Raw genomic sequence first — 23816 nt, forward strand, 5'->3', positions numbered from 1 at the left:
CTTTAATTTTGGTGGTGCTCAAAACGTGCCACCAACTTCTCACCTTGCTCCTGGCTAATACGTGCTATAGAGTTGAGCATATTAGTCACTTCGCGTCTGTCGTATTCATTAGTTACATGCTCGTTTATGTCATCAACAATTGCATTTAAATAATTAAATAAACTGTTTCGTGCATCGGTATCTTTATGGGCAACAAACAAAATATTTTTAAATGCCTCAAGCACGTTTGTCATTACGTATGCATCGCCTTTGGCGTAATTACGCAGCGGTGTAAAGTTGTCGTGTAATAACTCATCAAAGCTTGTTTCATGAAGGTATAACAATGGGGCATTATCACTGTGCTTAAACGAGTAGTTAATATCGTTAATTGAAAGTCGTTGAATAAGTAAAATACTCAGCATATCAATTGATTTAACCGCAGTACCGGGATCGTTTATGCCTGGACTCATTGCCTTAACCGCAATTTCTGATATTTGCGTTAATCCATAACGGTAATGGTCGCTAATGTACTCTTCTATATAAAAAATAAAGCAGTCGAGAATTTTATTAATCAGCTCTTCATCGTTTGCTATGTCTTTATTACATTTTAAAAACGGATACCCTTTAACTGTAAAATAGCCTTGGTTTACAGATATGTACACCTTTATATCTTGCTCTGCCAAAATAGCGCACAGCTTATCGGTATGTACTCCTTTGTAATATCCTTCTGTTTTACTGCTAACCGAATGCCATTTGCTAAAGTCTGGAAAGTCTTCAACTGGGTTTTCTTGTTGTCTTAGTATTATTGTTTTAATTTCGTTTTTAGTTTGGCTAAATAAGCCATTTAACACGTTATCAACTTGAATAGCACGTGAAATTGAATGTATAAAAAATACAAACAGGCCCAATGAAATCAAGCCAAAAATAAGGGCGAACAATACACCAATTGAAGGAATAGCCGTACTGCCACCTTCAAGCTTATTAATATTTATAAGCATAATAATTGAGTAAATTATGCTGCCTAAATAAAAACCCAAAACCATTTGATGTGATTTACGCGTAATAAGCCCAGGGACTACGCGAGGCGATAAACTCGCGCTGGCCGAATTTAAAACCACCATTACCATTGAAAAACTAAACACGGTAAGCGAAATAATGCTGCCTGCTAAGGTGCTTAAAATAGTACGTGCGTTTTCTGCGCTATCTACAAGTACAACCGATATAAATGACTTTAGCTGCTCAACAGGTGCTAAATATTCAACCGACATAGTAATAATGGCAAATACCAAAAAGCCCACTGAAAGCATAGAAGGGTAAAAGCCAATACTGTTAATCATTTCACGGTAACTGTCGGCTACTTTGCGAGGTACAAACATAAAATCCTTATGTATTTTCTACTAACTTAATACCGCTAGCTTAGCATAGGCAATTATTAAACTTCTGATAATGCTGCTCAAATTTATGTGTTATTATCACGCCCACAATAATAGAGCGCATTTTTATGCGATAAAAATAACAGGAAAACGCCGTGATCATTTCAACTTATGCAGCATTACTCGCATTCTTTTACATTTATTTGAGTTTTAACGTAATAAAAGTGCGCCGTGCGGAGCAAATATCACTGGGTGATAACGGTAATGCAACGCTACAACGTGCTGTGCGTGCACACGCAAATTTTATGGAATACGTGCCATTTGCATTAATTTTGCTTTTTTTAGCAGAGTACCAAGGGCTTGCTAGCCATTACTGCCATATATTAGGTGGTGCGTTATTAGTAGGGCGTGTGTTTCAAAATTTAGGCATAGTAGAAAAAAGCCTAAAATACCGCCAAATAGGTACTATTACTACATTTTTAGTCATGATTATCAGCGCCTTTGTATTACTAGTAACACGCGGTTAATTAAAGAAAAGTTAATGAGCAAAATATTTATAATAGGTTTACCGCGTACCGGCACAACCAGTGTGTGCCATGCATTTTTAGAGCTTGGTATTACAACAGCGCATACTGCGTATACTAATGCCTGTTTTGAAAATGCTAGCGCGATTGCCGACACTCCCATATTTAACGATTTTAAAGCGCTTGATATTCATTACCCAGACTCTAAGTTTATTTATTTAGAGCGCGAACTTGGTGCATGGCTGCCATCCATAAAGCAGCTTTTAACGCGTATGCACACAAATCTAACGCGCGGCGACGGGGGCTTTAATATTCATATAAAGCGCTGTTATTTAAATACGTTTAGTGAGCTTTCGCTTAATAATATTAGTGACGACAGTTACTTAGCTCACTGCTATGAAACACATTTTAATGATGCTCAAACGCACTTTAATAACCGTGACAACGATTTTTTATCCATTGATATAGCAAAGCCCGATAGCTACAAAAAACTATGCAATTTTTTAGCATTAAAAAGTGACAAAGCTGATTTTGAAAAAATGAATATGGGCGGCAAAGTCACCGCATGGAACGATATTAAACACCCGCTTAAAGTTGAATCTACCGCTAAAGGGCGCATAGATAAATTACTGCCTTACAAGATTTTTTAAAACAAATACGTTAAAATCCCCGCATTATTATATAAGTTGTACAGAACATGTTTGAATTAAAATACCACACCCCATTTGAATGGACCGAAGTTGTCCTTGCTGACTTTAATACTTTTTTACAAGATCATGCCGCTGCAGAAAAAAAAGCATCGGGTATGGCTATGTCTATGCTTTCGCATTATCCAGACAAACGTAAATTAGTAAAAGCCATGACCGACTTAGCATTAGAAGAATTAATACACTTTAAACAAGTGCTTAAGTTACTTTTAGAGCGCGATGTAAACTTAGGTGACGACAAAAAAGATCCGTACATAAAACAAATTCGTGCATTGTTTAGACACGGTCGTGATGGTTTTTTAATGGACCGATTACTGGTTGGCGGTGTAATTGAAGCACGTGGCCACGAACGTTTTTCTTTAGTTGCACAAGCACTTCCTGAGGGTAAAGAAAAAGACTTTTATGTTGCGATTGCCAAGTCAGAAGAAAAACATAAAAACTTATTTGTAGAACTTGCTTACGAATACTTTGATAAAGAAGAAGTTGATACTCGCCTAGAAGAGTTACTTATAGCTGAAGCTAAAATCTGCGAAAGCATCCCGTTTACAGCCGCTTTGCATTAATTATAACTAGCGCAGAGCTATTTTATTTGCTTTGCGCCATCTACCTCTACTCTCATTTCTTGGTTAAACCCTTCATGAATTATTGATTTGCAATTTGCGAATCAAAATAATAAAACACACTTTTTCACATATTAATGCATTGATAATAAAGCTAAAAGCGTTTGGTCTCATACTTGCTACCTATACATTAAGCAAATTGAGGGAAAGGCTTATGTTAAAATTTACTTTTATACTATTACTAATATCTTTTAGTGCTATGGGCAGTGAAAGTCATTTAGATTATATAGAAAATGCAAATGGTGAGCGGGTACAAAAAGTATCACACTTAGTTAAATGGACACATACTCGCTTTGTGTTTACCCGTGATATTTCGCGTATAGCACTTGGCCATGAAACAACACTTGATGTGAACGTGGTTAATGGTCGCGAGCTACTAATTTTAGCTAAAAAATTAGGCCGTACATCTATGATGGTGTGGTACGACGATAAAAGCTCGGAAACATTTTTACTTGGTGTTACCGAAGACTATAGCGTACTGGAAAATGCCCTCAACGATATTCACCCTGACGTGCAGCTAACTATAGCCCCCGATCGCCATGCTGTTGTATTACGCGGTGAAGTACCTACTATAAATTACCGTCATGCCGCTTACGAGGCTGCAAAAAACTACCTATACGCCAGTAGCTCACAAGCATCACAGCCCGTTATTACCTCAAACCCTAACCAAGGAATGTTTAATTCACTTGCTCAACGCTTGCAAGGGTTGGGTAACACAAACGGTGGTACCTCTCAAAACTCGAGCAAAGTCGCTATTATTAATTTAATAAAAGTGACTCAAGCACCCAAGCCTAAAGAAGAACGTATTAGCGAAGTTATTAAATCAATGGGTGCAGATAAGGTTAAAATTAAACGCATCTCCGTTGATGAGCTATCAAATGATGATAGCGATGTATTTTTACTGTCAGGCTCTGTAAAAAATCAGATAGAGCTAGTGCGCTTATTAAATACAATTAATAAATTATTCGAACCAGAGCAAGCATTACAAACTCAGGGCTCTCCCCTTGATCCTAATAATTTAATGAGTGGCGCAACACAAGATAAAAGTGCAGGTATTGAAGTACTTGCCAACGAGTCGGGTGGCTTAATAAATGATGCTACCTCAGGATTAAACTTAAGTAATGTAAGCTCTAATATTGCAAGAGCAACGTTGCTTTCGGTGGCTGGCGGTAAAGTTTTGTCGAGCATTGAAGTTGAAGATTTACCCCAAGTGCGTGTGTCGGTGCAGCTATACGAAGTAAATCAACGTAGATTAAAGCAATGGCGCCCAGATATTAGCGTGCTTTCTAATGGGTATGAAAAAGAAGCGGGATTGTTTGGTCGTGACGGTATGACTGAACGCGAATCAGGCTCTGCAACAATAGAAAACGCGCTTCAATTAATTGGTGGTCAATTAACTAATAACTTACAGCTTTCTACCTCACAGTTTGCCATTGATATGTTGTTTTCATTACTTGAACAAGAAGGTATTTCTCGAACGCTTTCTCGCCCAACAATCACGGTTTTAGCCGGAGAAAGTGCCGTATTTAAGGTTGGTGGAGAAGTACCCGTACCTACAAGTTATAGCCCTTCAGGAATTACAAGCGGGCAGCAAGGTAGTAGTGGTTCGGTGTTTAGTGGTACAGAATTTAAATCATTTGGAGTTGAATTAAATGTACGCGCCATGGTTGACGACAAAGACAGAATAACACTTGATCTAAACCCCGTAATTTCATTACCCGATACCACGTTAACCGCTGAAATTGCACAAAGCACAGGCAGCAGTTTAAACAGTAGTGCATTTAATACACGCAGCATGCAAACATCAACACGTTTAAAAGACGGACAACCTCTTATTATTGGTGGCTTAATTAGCACCGATAACAACGCAAGCCACGACTTTGTGCCTGATGGCAACGGCAATAGCATGTTAGGAAAGTTAAGCGAGACAACCAGTAAAAGTGAAAACAACCGCGAGCTTATAATTGTTGTAACTCCAAACCTGGTGCGCGAGCCAATTAATACATTACGTTCGTGGGAACAAGCAAATATAGACAACCAGATACTTAGCTATATACAGGAGCAAGGGCTATGAAAATACTTTATATAATTTTACTGCTTACTTTATCGGGTTGCGCTCATATTGATTACAAGCCAACAGTAAATCCTTACAACGCGTTGGGTGACATAGTTAATAAATACCAATTAAACGCCCAACCATTAAAGTGCGAAGGTATTAATGCAAGTAACTGTTTAAACCTAGTGCATGAGGTGAATCAGTTAATGCTTGAACACCCCGATAACACGGCAATACTTTCAATATCAGCATATGTACTTTATAAAAGTGGCCGTGCTAATCAATCTCAACAGGTTATAAACACTCTACTTAATAAAGCTAACCCGCCGCTAAGCGCAATTACTTTAGGAGTCACTTTAGCAATTGAGCAAGGTAATTTAGCTAAAGCAAAAAGCATTGCCCAATACGGTGTAGATGTTTTTGGTACACATGCTTCACCATACCTGCAAATGGCTTCTATACATTATGCCCAGGGCAACTACGTTGTAGCTTCAAACTATTTAGAGCTTTCGGTTAAGTTTGGTTTAAATAGTACCGCCTATTTTTATCATAAAGGGCTAATTGAAGAAGCTAATACCAATAATTTATTGGCTTGTGGCTACTATGAGCAAGTTTTACGTGTCGAGCCCACGCATCAAAAAGCACTTGCTAGGCGCGGTAAACTCTCTGTTTTAGGTAATTGTTATTCTTAAGGCCTTCGGGCCTTTTTTTATACCTAAAATTTGGCAATATTAAGGAGCCAAAACCACCTTATTATTTATCAAAAATAGTAGTAAAGCTTACGCTAATCATACGTTTTATAAGTTACCCCACAATACCGCTTTTAATATTTAACCCCTTTTTGAGCACCTATTAGTTTTAATAATTTAACAGAGCATCTTTAACATTAAGTATCTAAAAATCATTTTTTAATATTGATTTGCATTTTGCAAATCAAAAGTAAAAACAGCTAAAGGGCACATTACAAAAATACATTAACCGCATGTATTAAAAGGTTTTTATTAGTTGGCATGCTCCTCGCAATATATAAAGTGAGCATAAGCTCTTCTAATTTAAAGGCTACGATTATGAAAACTATTAAACATAACTTAAATAGCAAAAAGCAAAAAGGTTTTGTACTAACGTCAGAGCTAATCATTCTTTCTACTTCAATGGTAGCGGCACTTGTAATTGGTTTATCTACATTACGTGACTCGGTAACCAGCGAACTTGAAGATGTAGCTGAAGCAATTGGCTCACTTGACCAAAGCTATGTATTTGACGGAATGATTAACGCCGAAGGAACAGCTGAAGTGTCTGGCTCAGGCTTTGTAGATTCAGTTGATGTGTACGCAGGCGATGGTAGTTCATTCACTTTTGTTGCATCAGACTTTAGTGAAAATGCGGCACTTATTAGTGCAACACCAAGTGGTGATGCTGCAACGCGTACAGCAGCAGGCGGTTCGCAAGGTAACTAACGCAAGGTAAGTAGGTTTGAATACCAAGCTTAAGGCTCACTGCCACAAAAGTGTGGCAGTGAAAGTTACTCTGGAGGAATATTATGAAAAGTAAAAGTAACAAAGGCGCAACCACAGCGGCTCTCACATTACTCATCACCTCTGGCATGTTAGCTTCGGCTTTGGGTATTAGACAGGTAAACGATGAAAATAGCGTAACAGCTTGGGTAGTAAACAAAAATATGTCGGTCGGTCAAACAGTAACCGTTCACGATGTAGAGCAAAAGAGTATAGATCCAAGTAACTATTCAAATATTGCACTGAGCGTTCAAAACCCACGTGCACTAATTGGTCAAAAATTAGCAACTAATAAAATGGTTGAACAACCACTATTTGACACAGATTTTATTAGAGCAAAAAGCCAAAATTTATCAGAAGCGATACCGGCAGGGCGTGTTTTATATACTTTAAAACTAAATACCTTAGATATTCCGCTTTCGCGTATACACAAAGGTGACCGACTCGACATAGTCGCTAAAACTAATCGTCTAGTAAGAACAGTTGCCCGTGATGTACAACTCATTGGTGTTTCAAAAGGCCCTAAATCGCAAGCCGCTAAAAGTGGCGTAATGGATAACTTAGCTAAAGAGTCTAATTCTGCTGCGGGCGGTGTGTCATTAGTCCTTGCGGTACTTCCAAAAGATGTTTATTCGTTGGCGGGTATAGATAACGCCGACAAAGTTTCAATTATTGTGCATAGCGCTTATGACATTGAACAAGGTCGTTTGCAAAACTTTTCACGCTTACAAACCAGTCGCACAATCGAAGTGGTTAAAGGCGTTAAAAATGAAGCTGTATATGTAGCTAAGTGAGTTTTTATGTTTAATTTATCAAGCAAACATGAAGAAGTTCAAACCAGTTTAAGTACCTTTGAAGAGCTTAAAAAGCTATTACACGATGCCGTTATCGAAGAGTACGAACAAGAACCAACCGCGCTTTTATCAAGTAATGTTCTCGAAAAAATTTCTGCACTTTGCAGTGAAATTCCACAATTTAATCAATCTTCATTTAATCAACACCAACAAGAACAGGTTGTTCAGGCTGTGTTTGATGAAATTCAAGGCCTGGGTCCTATTGCACAGTTTATGCTGGACGACCAGGTAAGTGATATTTTAATAAACGACACGCAAGATATATGGATTGATAAACAAGGCAAGCTACTTTGCACTGCCAGTAAGTTTGATGACGAACGTCATTTACGCCGATTTGTTGATCGCTTACTTGATGGTTGTGGCCGCCAAGTCAATGCGCTTATGCCAATTGTTGATGGCAAACTAAAAGATGGTAGCCGTGTTCATATTATTGTACCGCCTGCGTGTACCAGCGCAGCTATTGTATCGATTCGTAAGTTTAATCATAAAAAAATAAACGATGACTTTTTAGTTAATAACCATTTTTTAGATAAAAACATCTTATCATTTTTAAAAAGTGCAGTTAAAACAGGCGTTAATATTTTAGTATGTGGCAATGCAGGTGCAGGTAAAACGTCGTTATTAAATGTACTTGCTAACTCTATTAACCCAAATGAACGTGTTGTCACCATTGAAGAAAGCGCTGAGCTTAATTTGCATCATAACCACGTTGTTCAATTAGAAGCCCACGACACAAACAGCGATGGTAAAGGCGCTGTAAGCCTAAGAGATTTAGTAAAAGCAGCTCTTAGAATGCGCGCCGATAGAATACTTGTTGGTGAGGTACGCTCAGGCGAGGTAATCGATATGCTCCAAGCAATGAACTGTGGTCACCAAGGTTCGATGACGACTATACATGCTAATAGCGCAAATGATGCCGTTATTCGTTTATCTACCTTGGTACAACTACACAATGCACAACTGAGCGATACCCATACAAGTTCGTTAATTGCGTCGAGCATTCAACTTATAGTGCATGTTTCTCGCTCAACTAATGGTACCCGAACTCTAAAAAGTATTGGTGAAATTAAGCGTGTTAATGGCGGCGCACATTTTAGCCCGCTTTATAGTATTAACGAAGCAGAGCCTGTACAAAATGAGTTAATAGATAACTCAAGTGTTATTGAGTTTATGAAAGGCCAAGGCGCAAATGAAAAAGAATTAAAAGCATTACTACACACTAACCTGGAGGCTAATAATGACTAAACTTGATTATTTATTAGCTATAGCAACGGTTATTACTTTTGTACTTGCAGCTAGTGTGTTGGTTTCTTTGTATGCTAAAAATAAAAGTAACCAGAGCGCTAAAAAAGTAGATATTTTAGAAGAAAAAGACGTACTTACTTTGTCACTACGAGTGCTAGGCTTAAACATAAGTAACGCTTGGTTTATAAGCATGGCGTGCTCGCTCTCTAGTAGTTCATGGTTTTTAGCTAAATTATATTACCCTGAGGCATCAACCAGCGCGTTTATTATTTCAATCGTGGTTTTTGTAACCTGTTTTATAACTGTGATAGACCTTGCTCATTATAAATTAGCAAAATTTGAACATCATTTTTTAGAATTTATTGAAACCGTACAATCGTGTTTAAGTACGGGGCTGTCGCTACAACAATCAATGCAGTTTGCTGATGAACATGCAGACTCATATATAAAAACACAAAGCTCTTTGCTATTACAACGCATGAGCATGGGGAGCGATGCAGAAACATCGTTTGCTCCATTAATTGAAAGATACAACTGCGAGACTGTAAGACTATTTGCTCATAGCATCATCACACATACACAAAGCCAGTGCGATTTAACCGACATGCTAAAAAGCGTATGTAACATGATGTCGCTTCGCACCCTCGACCGCCAACAGTTAAAAGCAAAGCTTTCGGGTACTAAGTACGCTGCTGTATTTAGTGGTTTTTTACCTTATGCACTAATTCCTTTATTTAGCTATACCGATCCAACCTGGTTTGAACCTTTATTAAACGATCCTAATGGGATTGCATTTATAACGGTTGCGCTTCTTTGTCAGCTATTTGGCTTTTTATGGCTACGCCTTAGCTTAAGGGTAACATTATGATTGATATACTTTTACTTATCGGACTTTTAGTAAGTATGGGCTCATTTATCCATATTCATAGGCAATCTCTTAAAGTCGAATTAGATAAACCTGATACTAAAAACATTAATTGGTATCCGCTAATCATCATCTCTAAACGTCAATTAAGACAAGCAGGGATTCAAATTAATAAAATATTAATAAGCCTGTACTGCTTTAAAGTGGCTGCTACTTTTAGTGCATTTACGGTTATAGAACTAACAGGGTATGAGCTGAGCCAATCAATTAAATTATTGCTGTGTTTTATGTGTTTTTTTGCACCCGAATGCTGGTTTTTATTACGTAAAAATCAACGTAAAACCGTTATAAATAATAGTTTAGAGTTTTTTTTACGGGTGTTACTGGTTTATATGCGCGCTGGATTTTCGTTAGAACGTTCATTTGCACTAGCAGTTGATCATGGATTAAGTCAAAAACACCCATTATACAAAGAACTAAAGTTATTTTTATTCGAGCTTAGCGCAGGTAAAGATCGTGAATTTGCATTTAATTCACTTTTTGAAAGAACCGGCGTATTAGGAATTAAAAAGCTCGCCAACTTAATGTTAATAGGCTCAAAGCTTGGTACGCCACTTATCCAAGCAGTAGAGGCTCAACTTGAAGGCCTAGCTCTAAAAAAGAATATTTTACTCGCTAAAAAGGTAAACAAAAAAGCGATGCACACAACCTTTCCCATTATCTTAATTTGCTTTCCGATGTTTTTGGTATTGGTGTTTTTTCCCGCCGCATTACAAGTAATGAACGTACTTAAAATGCTTGTAGAAGTGTTATAGGAGCCTGATATGAAAAAGCATTATCAACAAGGGTACATACTTACTATTGAGCTTATATTAATTATAACAATTTTAATTATTGGCTCAATTGGCGGGGTGGTTTTAGTAAGGGACGCACTTATTAAGCGTCATCAAACTAAGGTAGATAATCAAATTACCGTAGTCGATGCTAATAACAAACCACTCGGTATTGCAGTAAGTTTTGATGAGCACCAAGCACCACTCATATTTTATACAGACCGTGGAGCAAACAACACGTACAGGGCATTAATAGGCATACGAGATGATAGGTTTACCTCGCGAGAAGCTGTTTATTACGATGCTCCAAATTGCCAAGGTAACCCCTGTTTAAAGGGCTTAAGCGACGAAGCAACCGATAGCCAAGGTGTGAGCAAGTTAAATAATACCGGTAATGTGAGTTATATAAATGCGCTGCAGCAGGGTCCAAATTACGCAATAGGGCAGTTAGGTAATACCGTTATTGGTCAGTTATTAAGAAGTACGCCACAACAATGCCCTGCTAATAGTGAACAAATCCTATCTCGTTATGTATCACAAAAAGTAGTAACAGGCTCACCTTGTGAAAGCTTTGAAATAGATAAACAACCGGCCGACAGCAGTTGTTTAGTTGGAGTAACAGCGTTGGGTAATCCACTTTTAGGTACAAGCGATCAAGGTTTATCGCAGTCATGTGATACATGCCAAGCAGGGTACGAATCGCAAGGTGACATACTTGATTTATATTTACCACAGGTAGAGCCGCTTTTAAATACAACCCTAAATGCGCTTTCATTAGTTGGTATAGGAACAAATGTTGATATAGAGCTAGGTACAATATGCTGTCCAGAAGGTACACGCTTAGAAGAAGATGAAAACATTGTTGAGACACTTGTTTTCACTGTTTTAAAAACAACATTTGAGCTGGTCGGTATCGACTTAGTCAACAACCTTATTATTAGCGAAACACTAAGCTTAATAGGTATTGAGCCAGGCGTTACATACTGTAAAACATCACTGAATTTAGTAAATGCAGAACAAGTAATTAATATCACCACAGGCGAACCTGCACTTAGTAGCTTAACACCACCATTTAAAGTTTTACTGCCAGTACATAGCGGCCAAAACAGTACAACGTGGATACATACTCCCCCAAAAGGGGAAGGAGAACGTCAATGAACGCCTCAAATATATTTACCTCACATGCTAATTTATCAGATACACACACTGATGAAATATCAACAGAAATTAAAGAAACCCTGACATTACTAAAACAATTTTATGATGTACCTATTGTTAAATTTATCGACTTTAGAGAAGTTTATTCAGAGCAACTAATAACTTGCAACGATGAAGAAAGCGTCGAAAATGAGTTATTAAATTATCAACAGCGCTGTACAGAAGAAAAATTATATTTGTTCGAAGATACATTTTTTGATGATATATCAAACAACACTCATAAATTAATTCGTTTTTATGCGCAATATCCAATTTATAATACGACTAATAAAATAATTGGTGTATTACTAATGGCAGATTTAGCACCTAAAACATTAATAGGCTCACAAAAAGATCAGTTTATTTCATTTTCTCAATTGTTACAGACACAACTAAATAAAGGGTCAGATTCAGTAGTTAATCAAAGTGCTAAATCGGCAAGAAAAAATCATGGAGAAAAGTATATTCATGTATTTAGTTTAGCGCCCGTCGCTTTTTTAATTGCATTAGTATTATGCTCATTCACTGCATTACTACTTTATACTATTGAAAAAAAAGAACTGCAAAGTAATTATAATCAACAAAATCAGCAATTACGTAAAACGTTATTTAATGCATTAGAGCGATTTGATAATCAGGGGTTGTATATATCGCAAAAAGATTTAGTCATAGCAGGCTTTTTGCAAAGCCAAAATAGTTATACAAAAGAGCAGCTTAACAATTTAGTGCAAAGCCAGGTATCAAAAAACTTAACTTACAAAGGGTATGTTGTGTTTGATTCTGATTATAATCAGCTTGCACTATGGTCAAAAAATAATTTTGATTTAGCCGCGTATGGATTTACTAACTGGTTAGAAAAATTTAATAAAAGAGCAAATAAACAAGCCGTAGAAGTATTTACGGTTGCTGATACTGCCTTCTTAATTTCTGAAATAAATATAAAACAAGGCTCAATTTATACACTTACTGCATTTGATTTAAGTAAGTTTTTAAAAGCCGTTATTGGAAAATTAAACACTGAGAATTATAACGTTTTTATAGTAACACCTCAGTTTACTTTAGGAAAACAAGGAGAAGTTAATCCGAGCATAATTAAAAATAGTATTAGCGCTTTAAGCAGTCGTTTTCCACCTACTTGGCGCTTACATGTGCAACCTATGAATAAAATAGTAAGACCAAAAATAACTAAATACAGTTTAGTTAGATTAGGACTGATTGCCTTTTGTGTATTCGCGTTTGTGTACTATTTTTTACGTTTACCTAGGCGTTTACACAATGAAATAAAACAAAAAAATCAGTTAATACTTAATAGGGAAGAGCTTTTTTCAAGTTCTCTTGATGCGCTTCCGCATGGGTTTGCTATTTTTAATAGCCACGAATTTCCTGTGATTACCAACAATGCATTTAATCTTTTATTTGCTCAAGTGAATAAACAGAACAGTCAGCTATCGTATAGCCAGCTGATAAGTATTGCACAGCAAAATAATATTATAAATCATTACCATGAGCATCATAAGCTTGATAATGACCGTAACCAATTAATAGATATAGGTTTTACAGACGGGAAATGGATTACTGTATTACAAAGGCATACAGATTTTAATGGTTTTGTTTGCTACTTTAGAGATGATACAGAGGCACATCAAAAAGAATGTTTACTCGCTGATGTTCTTGAAAAATCTAAGCAAACAAATCAATTAAAAGAAAAGTTTGTTACAAGGCTTAGTCGTCAATTAAAAACGCCTTTATCATCTTTAAAGTCATTAATTGAAATATCTAAAGATCCAATAAGCTTTAACGAATTTAAAAACAATGTGGGTAATATTTCTGATGTGTGCGACCAGCTTGAAAGTGTGATTCAACAGCTCGTAAATATAAATAAATCAGAGATCGGGAAGTTAAAACTTCAAGCTAAAAACGTTAATCTAAAAAAACTGATCAATAATAACATGTCAATTTTAACGAAAGAGGCTGAAAGTAATAAAATAGTTTTTAAAAATAATATTACATCTGAATTAACGGTAGCAAGTGATGAAAAGTTAATTTCTCAATTGGTTATCCAGTTAGTGACTGAGGTTTTGGATTCGTCAAACAATACTACGCTTTCAATTAACGCCGAGATTAAAAAAGAAAGTACTCGTAATTACCTACATCTCGATTTTTCATTAAGTAATTTAATTAATACGAGCCATTTTATAACTGAGCTTAAAAGCATTTCGGGTGATGATATAACACGCTTTATAGATGATAAAGATATGTCATTAGAGTTAAAGTTTTTTATATCAATATTTAAAATGCTTGGTGGGAAAGCGTTAATTATTAGCAGTAGTGCAAATAAAACGACGATATCACTTTCTATATTGGTAAACCTGGGAAGCAAGCAAATAAAAGATGAGGAAAAAGAAGTATTAAATAGTCGATTAACAACTACCGATTTAGTAAATACTAATCCATTAACTAATAAAGAACAAAACACGCTATTACTAGTTGATGACGATCCACTTGTTGAGATTGTTATTAGAGCAATGCTAAAAAATGAAAACATTAAAATAGATTACGCGTGCAGCGCAATTGAAGCAATGCTGATGGTATCTCAAAATAGTTACGACATTATTTTAATGGACATAGTAATGCCGGAATTATCAGGTACTGATGCTATGTTAAAAATTAAAAAACACAGTGATAATTCTAAAACTAAGATAATTGCACATACATCAACCCCAGATACTGAATCTAAATATATAAACCAGGGCTTTGACGACATGCTATTAAAACCGGTAAAACAAGGAATATTAATAAACCAAATAGCACGTATTTTAAAAAGATAGGCCGCTATACCAACCGTCTTAATGCAGATTTTATTTAACGATAAAATATTAATGTCGGTTGGTGTTACATATAGCGTAATATATTCGAGGTAAAAAATGAAAAACACGATTGAAGATACGATAAAAGTTATCGGATTTAATACAGTAAAACCTATAAATAAAACTACACGACTACTTTTAGTTGATGATGATTTGCTAATAGAAATTGTAATACGAAAAATGCTTAAAGAAGAAAACATATTAATAGATTTTGCATCCAGTGCTATAGAGGCACTATTAATGGTTTCTCAAAACATTTACGATATTATTTTAATGGATATAGTCATGCCACAATTTACGGGCACCGACGCAATGCTAAAAATAAGAAAGTACGCTGATGCATCAGCAACAAAAATTATTGCGCATACATTTAGTGAGAACGAAAATAGTAATAATAAATATATAAAGCTTGGGTTTAATGGGTTGTTATTAAAGCCAGTTAAGCAAAGTGTATTAATTGAAAATATTAGATCTTTCTCAAAGTGATTAATGGCAATAGTAGGGGGGTTAACTGTTTATTACTTATAGCTAACTAAAAACTATTTAATAAGAATAATCCCTTCAAATTATTATCAACTTCGCTTTTGTAATTGTTGCATGTATACGAGTCAACGTTTCACACTTCTTAAAATGGTTTAACAATCACAATTATTAAACACTGTAATATTGTAAAGTCAGTAAATTTATTTGGCCTATAGCCCACGTATCACGAGGGTTTAACTTTTAAAACATTAAGGTTTTTTTATAACTAATAAATACTCATATTGGGATGGAATTTGCTTTATAAGGCTATATTCCAATTTTATAGTTTAATAAACATTATAATTTTTAAAATTAACGAGGCACAAGCATGAGCAAAACACAGTACGTTACAATAGAAGGTCATCAAATTGCTTATCAAGAAATGGGACAAGGTACACCTTTATTATTGATACACGGAATACCAACCAATAAATTATTATGGCGAAATGTGATTCCAACACTTGCGTCAAAATATCGAGTAATAGCGCCAGATTTACTAAACTTTGGTGAATCTGATATGCCAAGTAACACAGATGTATCTATAAATGCGCAATGTAGAATAATGTGTAAGTTTATAAAAGAGCTCGGTATTTCTAAAGTTAATATTGCTGCACATGATATTGGTGGTGGTGTTGCTCAATTAATGGCTGTAAATTATCCGGATAAAGTAAACGGGTTGGTTTTAATTGATAGTGTGTGTTTTGATTCTTGGCCAATACCAGAATTTGAACCTTTGCTAGAACCAGGCGTAGAAGAAAAAACAACGGTAGACGAATTTGTCGATACATTAACAGATTTTATGCCCAAAGGTGTTTACGAGTCGAGCGTAATGACTGAAGAGTTGATGAAAATATACTTAGCACCATGGAGTAATGAAAAAGGAAAAGCCGCTTTATTTAGTAACATGCGCAGGCTCAATAAAGAATATACCGAAGCTATTACAGGCGATCTTAAAAGCTTACCTCATGAAACACTCATAATATGGGGTAAAGAAGACAAATTTCAAAAACCAAAGTATGCACCAATGTTAGAAGAAGCAATTCCAAATTCGTCATTGGTTTGGATAGATAAAGCCGCACATTGGGTTATTGATGAACATCCAGATAAAGTGTCTGAGCTTATTAGTGAATTTATGAATGATAAAACATTCTAGTGAATTACTAGGCTTATTAAAAAGCCATTTATTTCAATACGTTAAGTTTTATTGAGTAAAGTAGCGAATAGGAATCATTGTAATACCGCTTGATTATATTAATAACCAAGCGGTATTTTTATATGTTTAAATAACAAATAGCGTAAATAGGCAAAACATTAATTTTTAAAATAAGTAGGTTAATGCTTATAAAACAGTCAAAATATAGCGCTTATACGTTAATTAATGAGGGTGAGTAACTTAGATTTGTGCTTATTTGGCTAATTTAACATAATATAAATTATAGGAAGTTAAGGCACATATAGAAAGAGCGCTCAAATGCGCCCTTACTATGTCCAATACTAGGCGGTATCGGACATTAAGTGGTTTTATTACAATAACAAGTATTACTAATACAGATGCTTTATTTTTCAAATTGTTCAATCAATACTTAGTAAACGCTCAGCTGTATATTCGTTAGTAATTAATCCACTGATCATGTTTGATCTTACTGCGCCCAAAATGGCTAACACTTTTTCTTCACCAGCAGCTATCGCATAAATCTGTTTGTTAGCATTTGTTTTTAATGGCGTACTTGCTACGCGCTGATTAACTTTGCAATCTAAAAGCTTACCGTTTTTATCAAACACCCAACTAATCATTTCACCAACAGCACCAAGATCTTGTAACTCTTTAAGTTCTTTCGCATCAATAAAACCATCTATATGTAATGGCGACTTTTCACCTAAGCTGCCAATACCCACAAATGTTACATCGGCATCTTTAGCGAGTTTTAAATTACCGGTAATATTTTGTTGTGCGTGTAATTGTTCTTTTTCTTCAATGCTTCTGGGTAAAACTGGCAATGGCATTGGGTAATGTCTTGCATTGGTGTGTTCAGCCATTCTTACTACAACATCATAAGGTGAAGCCGATCCATCTAAAGCCATATTACCTAGCATGGCTACAATTTTATGTTGCGGACAATCAACAGTTCTTAGCTCATCCACACATGAACGTAAAACTCGACCGGTTCCCATAGCAAGTACTTTGGGTTGTTCTGATTTTAAATGACGTTCTATTTCTGCCGCGCCAGCTTGAGCCAAACCTAATGTAGACGATGGTTCAGACGGGTCGCTCGGTACAACTTCACACGAATCTAACCCAAAACGGCTTTTTAATTTTTCGGCCAAATCCATACATTTAGCAATCGGGTGGTCAAGTCTAACTTTAATTAATCCTTGGCTCACAGATAATGCGACCATTCTTTGCGCAGATTGACGAGATATATTTAGCTTTTTAGCAATTTCATCTTGTGTGTTGCCGCCAACATAATATAACCACCCTGCTCTTGCTGCATCATCTAGCTTTCTAATTTCTGTATTTGATAGCTTTACCACGTAAACCTCTTAAAATAGAAGGAAAACTAAGTCCTTATTTTCATTACATAATTTTAATTATATGTGCTGCTATATAAATTATTTTATTAATTTTGGAGTATCTATTTATCAATAACGTTTTTGTTATTTATAGTTGTAAATATACCATTCCTTAATAAAAAATACCTAGGTTTCATAGGATTATGTAATTAGAATTTAGTTAATAGCACCCTTATAAAGGTGCTATTTAAGGTAATTAAAGATTGGCTCTAGCGAATTGTTAAACCGTTATTATCAAACTTTAATACTTTATTTGCTGGTGCAGTTAGATAAATACTGTCGCCATATTTTAATGGGCAATCTCCATCTGCTTTTACTGTTACGGTCCCTTTGCCTTCAATATTTATATGTAAAAAGCTCTCCGATCCTAAATGCTCAATTACACCTACAGTTCCAGCCCAAGTACCTTGCTCAGTCGAGAGTGTTATATGCTCCGGTCGTATACCAATACAGCTAACATTCGCATCTTCATTTTGTGGAGCATCTATAAAATTCATTTTTGGCGAACCAATAAAACCAGCTACAAATTTGTTCACGGGGTTTTTATAAAGCTCTAAAGGTGTGCCTACCTGTTCAATAATACCGGCATTAAATACCGCGATTCTATCTGCCATTGTCATAGCTTCAACCTGATCGTGCGTAACATAAATCATTGTTGTAGCTAAACTTTTATGTAATTCAGATATTTCTAAACGCATATTTACACGTAATGACGCATCAAGATTTGAAAGCGGTTCGTCGAATAAAAATGCCGAAGGCTGACGTACAATTGCGCGCCCTATCGCTACACGTTGGCGCTGACCGCCAGATAATTGCCCAGGCTTTCGGTCTAAATAATCCGTCAAATTAAGAATTTTAGCGGCGTTAGCAATTTTACTTTCGATTTCTGCAGGGCTAACTTTGGCTCTTTTTAAAGGAAAAGCAATATTATTACGCACGGTCATATGCGGATATAACGCATAGGATTGAAACACCATTGCTAAGCCTCTTTTTGCAGGCGGTGTTTTTGTAGCGTCAATGCCGTCAATTTCTATATTACCACTGGTGGTATCTTCAAGACCTGCGATCATACGAAGTAATGTAGATTTACCACAGCCTGATGGCCCAACAAATACGATGAACTCACCGTCTTTAATTTCTAAGTCGAGTGGTTTAATAACGTTAACTTCATCAAAGTTTTTAGTGACTTGTTTTAGTGTGATGCTGCCCATGTGTATTCTCCTATTTTACTGCGCCGAAACTTAATCCACGCACTAATTGTTTTTGACTAAACCAACCAAGTATTAAAATTGGCACAATGGCCATGGCAGATGCTGCCGATAACTTAGCGTAAAATAACCCCTCAGGGCTTGAGTAACTGGCAATAAATGCCGTTAAAGGTGCAGCATTTGCAGCGGTTAAAATAAGTGTCCAAAAAGCTTCGTTCCACGACAAAATTACGTTTAACAATAGCGTTGAGGCTATACCCGGTAAGGCTATTGGTAATAAAACATGGAATATTTCTTCACCAATTGTTGCGCCATCCATACGTGAAGCTTCAAGTATTTCGTTTGGTATTTCTCTAAAGTAGGTGTACAGCATCCATACCATTATTGGTAAGTTAATGACTGTCATTACAATCACTAAACCTAATTTCGTATCAAGTAGCGCAAAGTCTCGAAACAATAAATAAATCGGAATAAGTACCCCTACTGGCGGTAACATTTTGGTTGAAAGCATCCACATTAATAAATGCTTTGTTTTTTTAGTTTGTACAAAGGCCATAGACCAAGCTGCAGGTACAGCAATTAATAAACCCAGTAAACTTGAACCTAGTGATATAACTACAGAGTTCCAAAAATGGTTAAAGTATGGCGAACGTGACAGTACATCGCGGTAATTTTCGAGCGTCCAATCAAACGCAAATAAGCTTGGACTTGCTGAAATTGCTTCAGCTTCTGTTTTAAAGCTTGTGACTAACGTCCATAAAATTGGAAAGAAAATCATGCCGCTTATTGTCCACGCAGCAATGGTATAAATTAGTTTGGAACGACGGCTATCTTTTATAGTCATAATTAACCCTCCAAGTTTTTGCCAATTAAGCGCATTAAAAATATAGCGACTATGTTTGCAATAATAACTGCAACTATGCCCCCTGCCGAACCGCCACCTACATCAAATTGAAGTAGTGATTGCGTGTAAATTAAGTACGTTATATTGGTTGATGAATAACCAGGACCGCCACTAGTTGTAACTAATATTTCAGCAAAGATTGACAGTAAAAATATAGTTTCGATTAAAATAACAGCCGTTACAGCCCGCGATAAGTGCGGTAAAACGATGTAAAAAAACTTACTAAATGGCCCCGCGCCATCTAAATCAGCAGCTTCTAATTGCTCGCGGTCTAATGATTGTATTGCTGTTAGCAGTATTAATGCTGCAAACGGTAACCACTGCCAAGACACAATTATGATGATTGAAAATAACGGCATTTGAGCAAAAAAGTCGATAGGTTCAAAGCCAAGCCAAATCGCGAAATGTGCAAATAAGCCATTAACTGGGTTCATTAGCATGTTTTTCCATACCAATGCCGACACAGTTGGCATTACAAAAAATGGCGCTAATACCATAATGCGAACGTAATTTCGTCCCCATATTGCTTGGTCTAGTAAAATAGCTAAGCCAATACCACCACAAATAGTGATAAGTAAAACCCCAGTAACTAAGTAAAGCGTGTTAAAAAATGATTCAAAAAAAGCCGGATCAGTTAGGAAAAATTCATAGTTTAAAAAACCTACAAACTCTTTATCCCCAGGAACGAGTAAGTTGTAATCAATAAATGAAAAATACAGTGTCATACACAGCGGAACTATCATCCAAGCAAGTAATAAAATTACACTAGGAAGAAGCATAAACCGAGCAAGCGTGCGCGAGTTAGTTGTTGCCATAAAGGTGACCTTAAAAAAGCCAATTCTATTTACTTGTTAACTATCAAGTGAAAATCAGAAACCCTTGATAGTGTTTATAACTAACAAGTAAATAGAATTGACATAAAATATTGGGTAAGTTTGAGTACTTACCCGCCCATTACATGCTATTTAGGATAGCGAGCTTTACGCATTGTTCGCTCAACGAGGTGCTGAGACGTACTAAGCGCTTGCTTAACGGTCATTTGGCCAGTTAATGCTGCTGAAAATTGTTGCCCAACAGCTGTACCAATTCCTTGAAACTCAGGAATAGCAACAAACTGAATACCTACATAAGGCACCGGTTTAACGGTTGGATTTTTAGGATCTGCAGATTGAATAGAATCTAAGGTAATTTGCGCAAACGGTGCTGCGTCCATGTACTTTTGATTACTGTAAAGTGATTTACGTGTACCTGGCGGTACTTTTGCCCACCCTTTTTTATCCGCTACAAGTTGCGTGTATTCTTTAGATGTTGCCCAGTTAATAAATTTCATTGCGGCATCTGGTTTTTTGCTGCTTGCCGGTACGGCTAAAGTCCACGACCACAACCAGTTACCGCGTTTACCTAGACCGTTATCTGGCGCAAGTGCAAACCCTACTTTATCGGCAACTTCTGAGTCTTTCTTGTTAGTAACAAATGCACCTGCAACGGTTGCATCAATCCAAATACCACACTTTCCGGTTTGGAATAGTGCAAGATTTTCATTAAAACCATTTGCAGATGAACCAGCAGGACCAGATTCTTTCATTACATCGACATAATACTGAAGGGTATTTTCCCACTCTGGGGTATTAAATTGTGGCTTCCAATTTTCATCAAACCAACGCGCACCAAACGAGTTTGCCATGGATGTAATAAGCGCAACGTTTTCGCCCCAACCTGCTTTACCACGTAGACAAAGGCCATAAACACCTTCTTTTTTATCGGTCATCGCTTTAGCAGCTTTGCGTATAAAGTCCCATGTTGGGGCTTTAGGCATAGTTAGGCCTGCTTTTTCCATTAAGTCAGTACGGTACATAACCATTGAGCTTTCGCCATAAAATGGGGCAGCATAAAGTTTGTCATTAATCGTTAAACCGCTTCGAATTGCCGGAATTAAATCGTCTAAATCGTAGTTTTCACCTAAATTATCCAGCTCTTTTAGCCAGTTTTGTTTGCCCCAAATTGGTACTTCATAAGTACCTATGGTCATAACATCGTATTGGCCGCCCTTTGTTGCAACATCGGTAGTGACACGTTGGCGAAGAATGTTTTCCTCTAGAGTTACCCATTTTAGGTCTATATCAGGGTTTTGGCTGGTAAAGTCACTGCTTAATTCTTTCATGGTGATCATGTCACCGTTGTTAACAGTTGCAATTGTAATTGTTTCTTTTGCCGCAGCGCCCATGCTTATAAAGCCACACGCGAGCATAATTAATTTATTTTTCATCGGGTATTCCCCATACACGTTATGTATTAACAAGTGCTATTAAATTTCACTCTATTTCCAATTCTATTTATGGCAGTTTTAACGCATAAAACTGCCCGCAAAGTGCCTTTTTAGGTCCTTTGTATAAATAGTTAGACTAGTTGGATAGTGATTTAAAATTTAACAGATATTTCAGAAGTGAAGCCGTCAAATCCTTTACCGATTTGGCCGCCCGAATTAACACCTTCTTCTTGGTTAACATACTCAACTTTTAAAAGCGTTTTATCGTTAAACCAGTAACCTGCGGCTACTTGAATACGCTCTACTGTGTTGTCTGTTTGTTCAATTAAGTCGGAAGTGTTTTCGGCTTCTGCATAACGAGCCGCTACATATAGCTTTTTAGGGATAATATATTGTTGTGCTTCAAAAACGAAGTACTCAACCGATGAGTCGCCTTCTATTACAGTGTTTGAATCAAAAGTAGTACCATTTTCATCTGCTATACCGTTTGTACCAAAGTAGGTAATACCGGCAACTGCATTACCAGCGGCATCTGCAAATGTGTAATCATCAGACGATTTACCAACCATAAAAATGAGGCTCGTTTCGTCAGATGGTTGATAAGCTAAGTTTAGTTGAATGATTGATTGCTCAAGCCCTGGCATTGCACCAACGTGAGTGTCACGCTCGTTCGAAGGTGACGCTGAGAAATTATAGTTTTCACCATCGCCAAAGCGATAGTTTGTTGTGGTTACACCATCAAGACTTGCTACGCCATTTTCAAAACGTAACTGGTCGCCTTGATTGGCTTTTAATAAGTTTAATCCTGCTTTAAAACCACCTTCAAATTCTAAAGTACCTTGAAGACGGTAGTTATAACCTCTGTCTTCTTGAAATGCTTCACCGAAACTTGAAGTCGTAATGTGACCTGTAACATTATAAGCACGTACTACACCACTATCGAAAGTTTCACTGTAACTTAGCTGTGCACCGTTTTCTGCGGTTGCGTAATCGGTAATACCATTACCAATAAGTGCATTACTTTGGTTATCTGCGCCGTCTTGAAAACCTTTAAATTGAAAAGGCGACCCACCAATGTTACCTAAACGCAGTGTTAAATTTGCGTTTTCTTTTGGTGTGCCATAAAGACCTAGTAAGTCAAATTCAACACCTGCAAAATCGTTGTGAAATGAAAAGTCACGATCTTCGCCACCAAAGTCATTAGGCTCTTCTGCAATATCTATATCGGCAGTAATGAACTCGTTAATATGAAATTTAAGCATTAGATTTGCTCTAATACGACCAAAACCTGATTCTTGTTCTTCATCTTCTGGACGAAATGCGCCGTCTTTAGCCTGAATTGACTGAAAGTTTTGCATTAGTAAAAAGTCTACGTCAACGCGATCTAAATATTCAGAAATATCAGCCTGTGCTGGAGCCGATGTAGCCATAGCTGCCGCTATGAGAGAAATTGCAAATTTAGTCTTTTTATTATTCAACATAATAAGCTCTTTATTTAGTGTGGTGTGTGATGCCAACTTTATTAAATTGCATTTTCATTTAATGAAATTGGTATTAATTCAGTGTGTATAGATGAGGCTTGCTGAGCAAAACATTAAATGATTAATGAAATTGCACTTGTGAGCATAAGCCCATCTGGTGAGCATAATCACAGAATGAATTTAGAAGGTCAACGATTTTTTATTACAAAACGTTTACAAAAAATCGAATT

Annotated in this window: 21 protein-coding genes; 14 read left to right on the forward strand and 7 right to left on the reverse strand. The window is 36.5% G+C overall.

From position 1 onward, the window contains the following. Nucleotides 1-2: 2 nt before the first annotated feature. A complete protein-coding gene (locus tag EU510_RS03955; protein ID WP_149592356.1) occupies nt 3-1355 on the reverse strand; it encodes a DUF2254 domain-containing protein in 1353 nt (450 codons plus the stop codon). Nucleotides 1356-1507: 152 nt separating this feature from the next. Between EU510_RS03955 and EU510_RS03960 the strand changes: the two genes are divergently transcribed. The 14 genes from EU510_RS03960 to EU510_RS04025 all read left to right on the forward strand — a co-directional run bounded on the left by EU510_RS03960 (nt 1508) and on the right by EU510_RS04025 (nt 16309). Continuing rightward, a complete protein-coding gene (locus EU510_RS03960) occupies nt 1508-1879 on the forward strand; it encodes an MAPEG family protein (protein ID WP_002962524.1) in 372 nt (123 codons plus the stop codon). A gap of 14 nt (nt 1880-1893) precedes the next feature. Next, nucleotides 1894-2526 carry a sulfotransferase gene (locus EU510_RS03965; protein WP_149592357.1) on the forward strand — a complete coding sequence of 211 codons (633 nt, stop codon included), beginning with the start codon at nt 1894-1896 and terminating at the stop codon, nt 2524-2526. 47 nt (nt 2527-2573) lie between these two features. Next, on the forward strand, nt 2574-3146 hold the full coding sequence (locus tag EU510_RS03970; RefSeq protein ID WP_002962521.1) for a tRNA-(ms[2]io[6]A)-hydroxylase: 573 nt from the start codon (nt 2574-2576) through the stop codon (nt 3144-3146). A gap of 211 nt (nt 3147-3357) precedes the next feature. After that, entirely contained in the window at nt 3358-5277 is a 1920-nt protein-coding gene (locus EU510_RS03975; protein WP_149592358.1) for a pilus assembly protein N-terminal domain-containing protein, read from the forward strand. Beyond that, on the forward strand, nt 5274-5951 hold the full coding sequence (locus EU510_RS03980) for a tetratricopeptide repeat protein (protein ID WP_149592359.1): 678 nt from the start codon (nt 5274-5276) through the stop codon (nt 5949-5951). Before EU510_RS03975 ends, EU510_RS03980 begins: the two co-directional genes overlap by 4 nt. A gap of 375 nt (nt 5952-6326) precedes the next feature. Beyond that, entirely contained in the window at nt 6327-6716 is a 390-nt protein-coding gene (locus tag EU510_RS03985) for a hypothetical protein (protein ID WP_002960855.1), read from the forward strand. An 83-nt stretch (nt 6717-6799) separates the two neighbouring features. Beyond that, on the forward strand, nt 6800-7567 hold the full coding sequence (locus EU510_RS03990; protein WP_149592360.1) for a hypothetical protein: 768 nt from the start codon (nt 6800-6802) through the stop codon (nt 7565-7567). Nucleotides 7568-7573: 6 nt separating this feature from the next. Further along, nucleotides 7574-8872 (forward strand): CpaF family protein, encoded by a 1299-nt coding sequence (locus tag EU510_RS03995; protein WP_149592361.1) that lies wholly within the window; start codon nt 7574-7576, stop codon nt 8870-8872. Then, nucleotides 8865-9740 (forward strand): type II secretion system F family protein, encoded by an 876-nt coding sequence (locus EU510_RS04000; protein WP_149592362.1) that lies wholly within the window; start codon nt 8865-8867, stop codon nt 9738-9740. Before EU510_RS03995 ends, EU510_RS04000 begins: the two co-directional genes overlap by 8 nt. Next, nucleotides 9737-10552, forward strand: a complete 816-nt coding sequence (locus EU510_RS04005; RefSeq protein ID WP_024589372.1) for a type II secretion system F family protein — start codon at nt 9737-9739, stop codon at nt 10550-10552. Before EU510_RS04000 ends, EU510_RS04005 begins: the two co-directional genes overlap by 4 nt. A gap of 9 nt (nt 10553-10561) precedes the next feature. Continuing rightward, complete coding sequence (locus EU510_RS04010; RefSeq protein ID WP_149592363.1) at nt 10562-11728, forward strand: hypothetical protein; 1167 nt, start codon at nt 10562-10564, stop codon at nt 11726-11728. Then, a complete protein-coding gene (locus tag EU510_RS04015) occupies nt 11725-14595 on the forward strand; it encodes a response regulator (RefSeq protein WP_149592364.1) in 2871 nt (956 codons plus the stop codon). The genes EU510_RS04010 and EU510_RS04015 overlap by 4 nt, the downstream gene beginning before the upstream one ends. Nucleotides 14596-14691: 96 nt before the next feature. Beyond that, the gene (locus EU510_RS04020) at nt 14692-15120 is read left to right on the forward strand and encodes a response regulator (protein ID WP_149592365.1); all 429 of its coding nucleotides are present in this window, start codon (nt 14692-14694) and stop codon (nt 15118-15120) included. 364 nt (nt 15121-15484) lie between these two features. After that, nucleotides 15485-16309, forward strand: coding sequence for an alpha/beta fold hydrolase (locus EU510_RS04025; RefSeq protein WP_149592366.1), 825 nt, complete (start codon nt 15485-15487; stop codon nt 16307-16309). Nucleotides 16310-16728: 419 nt separating this feature from the next. On the opposite strand, the gene EU510_RS04030 is transcribed toward EU510_RS04025, so the two are convergent. From EU510_RS04030 to EU510_RS04055, 6 genes are all read right to left on the reverse strand, one after another. After that, a complete protein-coding gene (locus tag EU510_RS04030; protein WP_149592367.1) occupies nt 16729-17688 on the reverse strand; it encodes a sugar-binding transcriptional regulator in 960 nt (319 codons plus the stop codon). Nucleotides 17689-17936: 248 nt separating this feature from the next. After that, nucleotides 17937-18938 carry an ABC transporter ATP-binding protein gene (locus EU510_RS04035; protein ID WP_149592368.1) on the reverse strand — a complete coding sequence of 334 codons (1002 nt, stop codon included), beginning with the start codon at nt 18936-18938 and terminating at the stop codon, nt 17937-17939. Nucleotides 18939-18948: 10 nt separating this feature from the next. Beyond that, on the reverse strand, nt 18949-19779 hold the full coding sequence (locus EU510_RS04040) for a carbohydrate ABC transporter permease (RefSeq protein WP_149592369.1): 831 nt from the start codon (nt 19777-19779) through the stop codon (nt 18949-18951). Between the two features lie 2 nt (nt 19780-19781). Then, nucleotides 19782-20654: a carbohydrate ABC transporter permease gene (locus EU510_RS04045; protein WP_002960879.1), complete on the reverse strand. Its 873-nt coding sequence runs from the start codon at nt 20652-20654 to the stop codon at nt 19782-19784. 146 nt (nt 20655-20800) lie between these two features. After that, a complete protein-coding gene (locus EU510_RS04050; protein WP_149592370.1) occupies nt 20801-22105 on the reverse strand; it encodes an ABC transporter substrate-binding protein in 1305 nt (434 codons plus the stop codon). Between the two features lie 152 nt (nt 22106-22257). Continuing rightward, on the reverse strand, nt 22258-23586 hold the full coding sequence (locus EU510_RS04055) for a hypothetical protein (RefSeq protein ID WP_149592371.1): 1329 nt from the start codon (nt 23584-23586) through the stop codon (nt 22258-22260). Nucleotides 23587-23816 lie beyond the last annotated feature (230 nt).

It is taken from the genome of Pseudoalteromonas sp. FUC4, assembly GCF_008370255.1.
GTDB lineage: Bacteria > Pseudomonadota > Gammaproteobacteria > Enterobacterales > Alteromonadaceae > Pseudoalteromonas.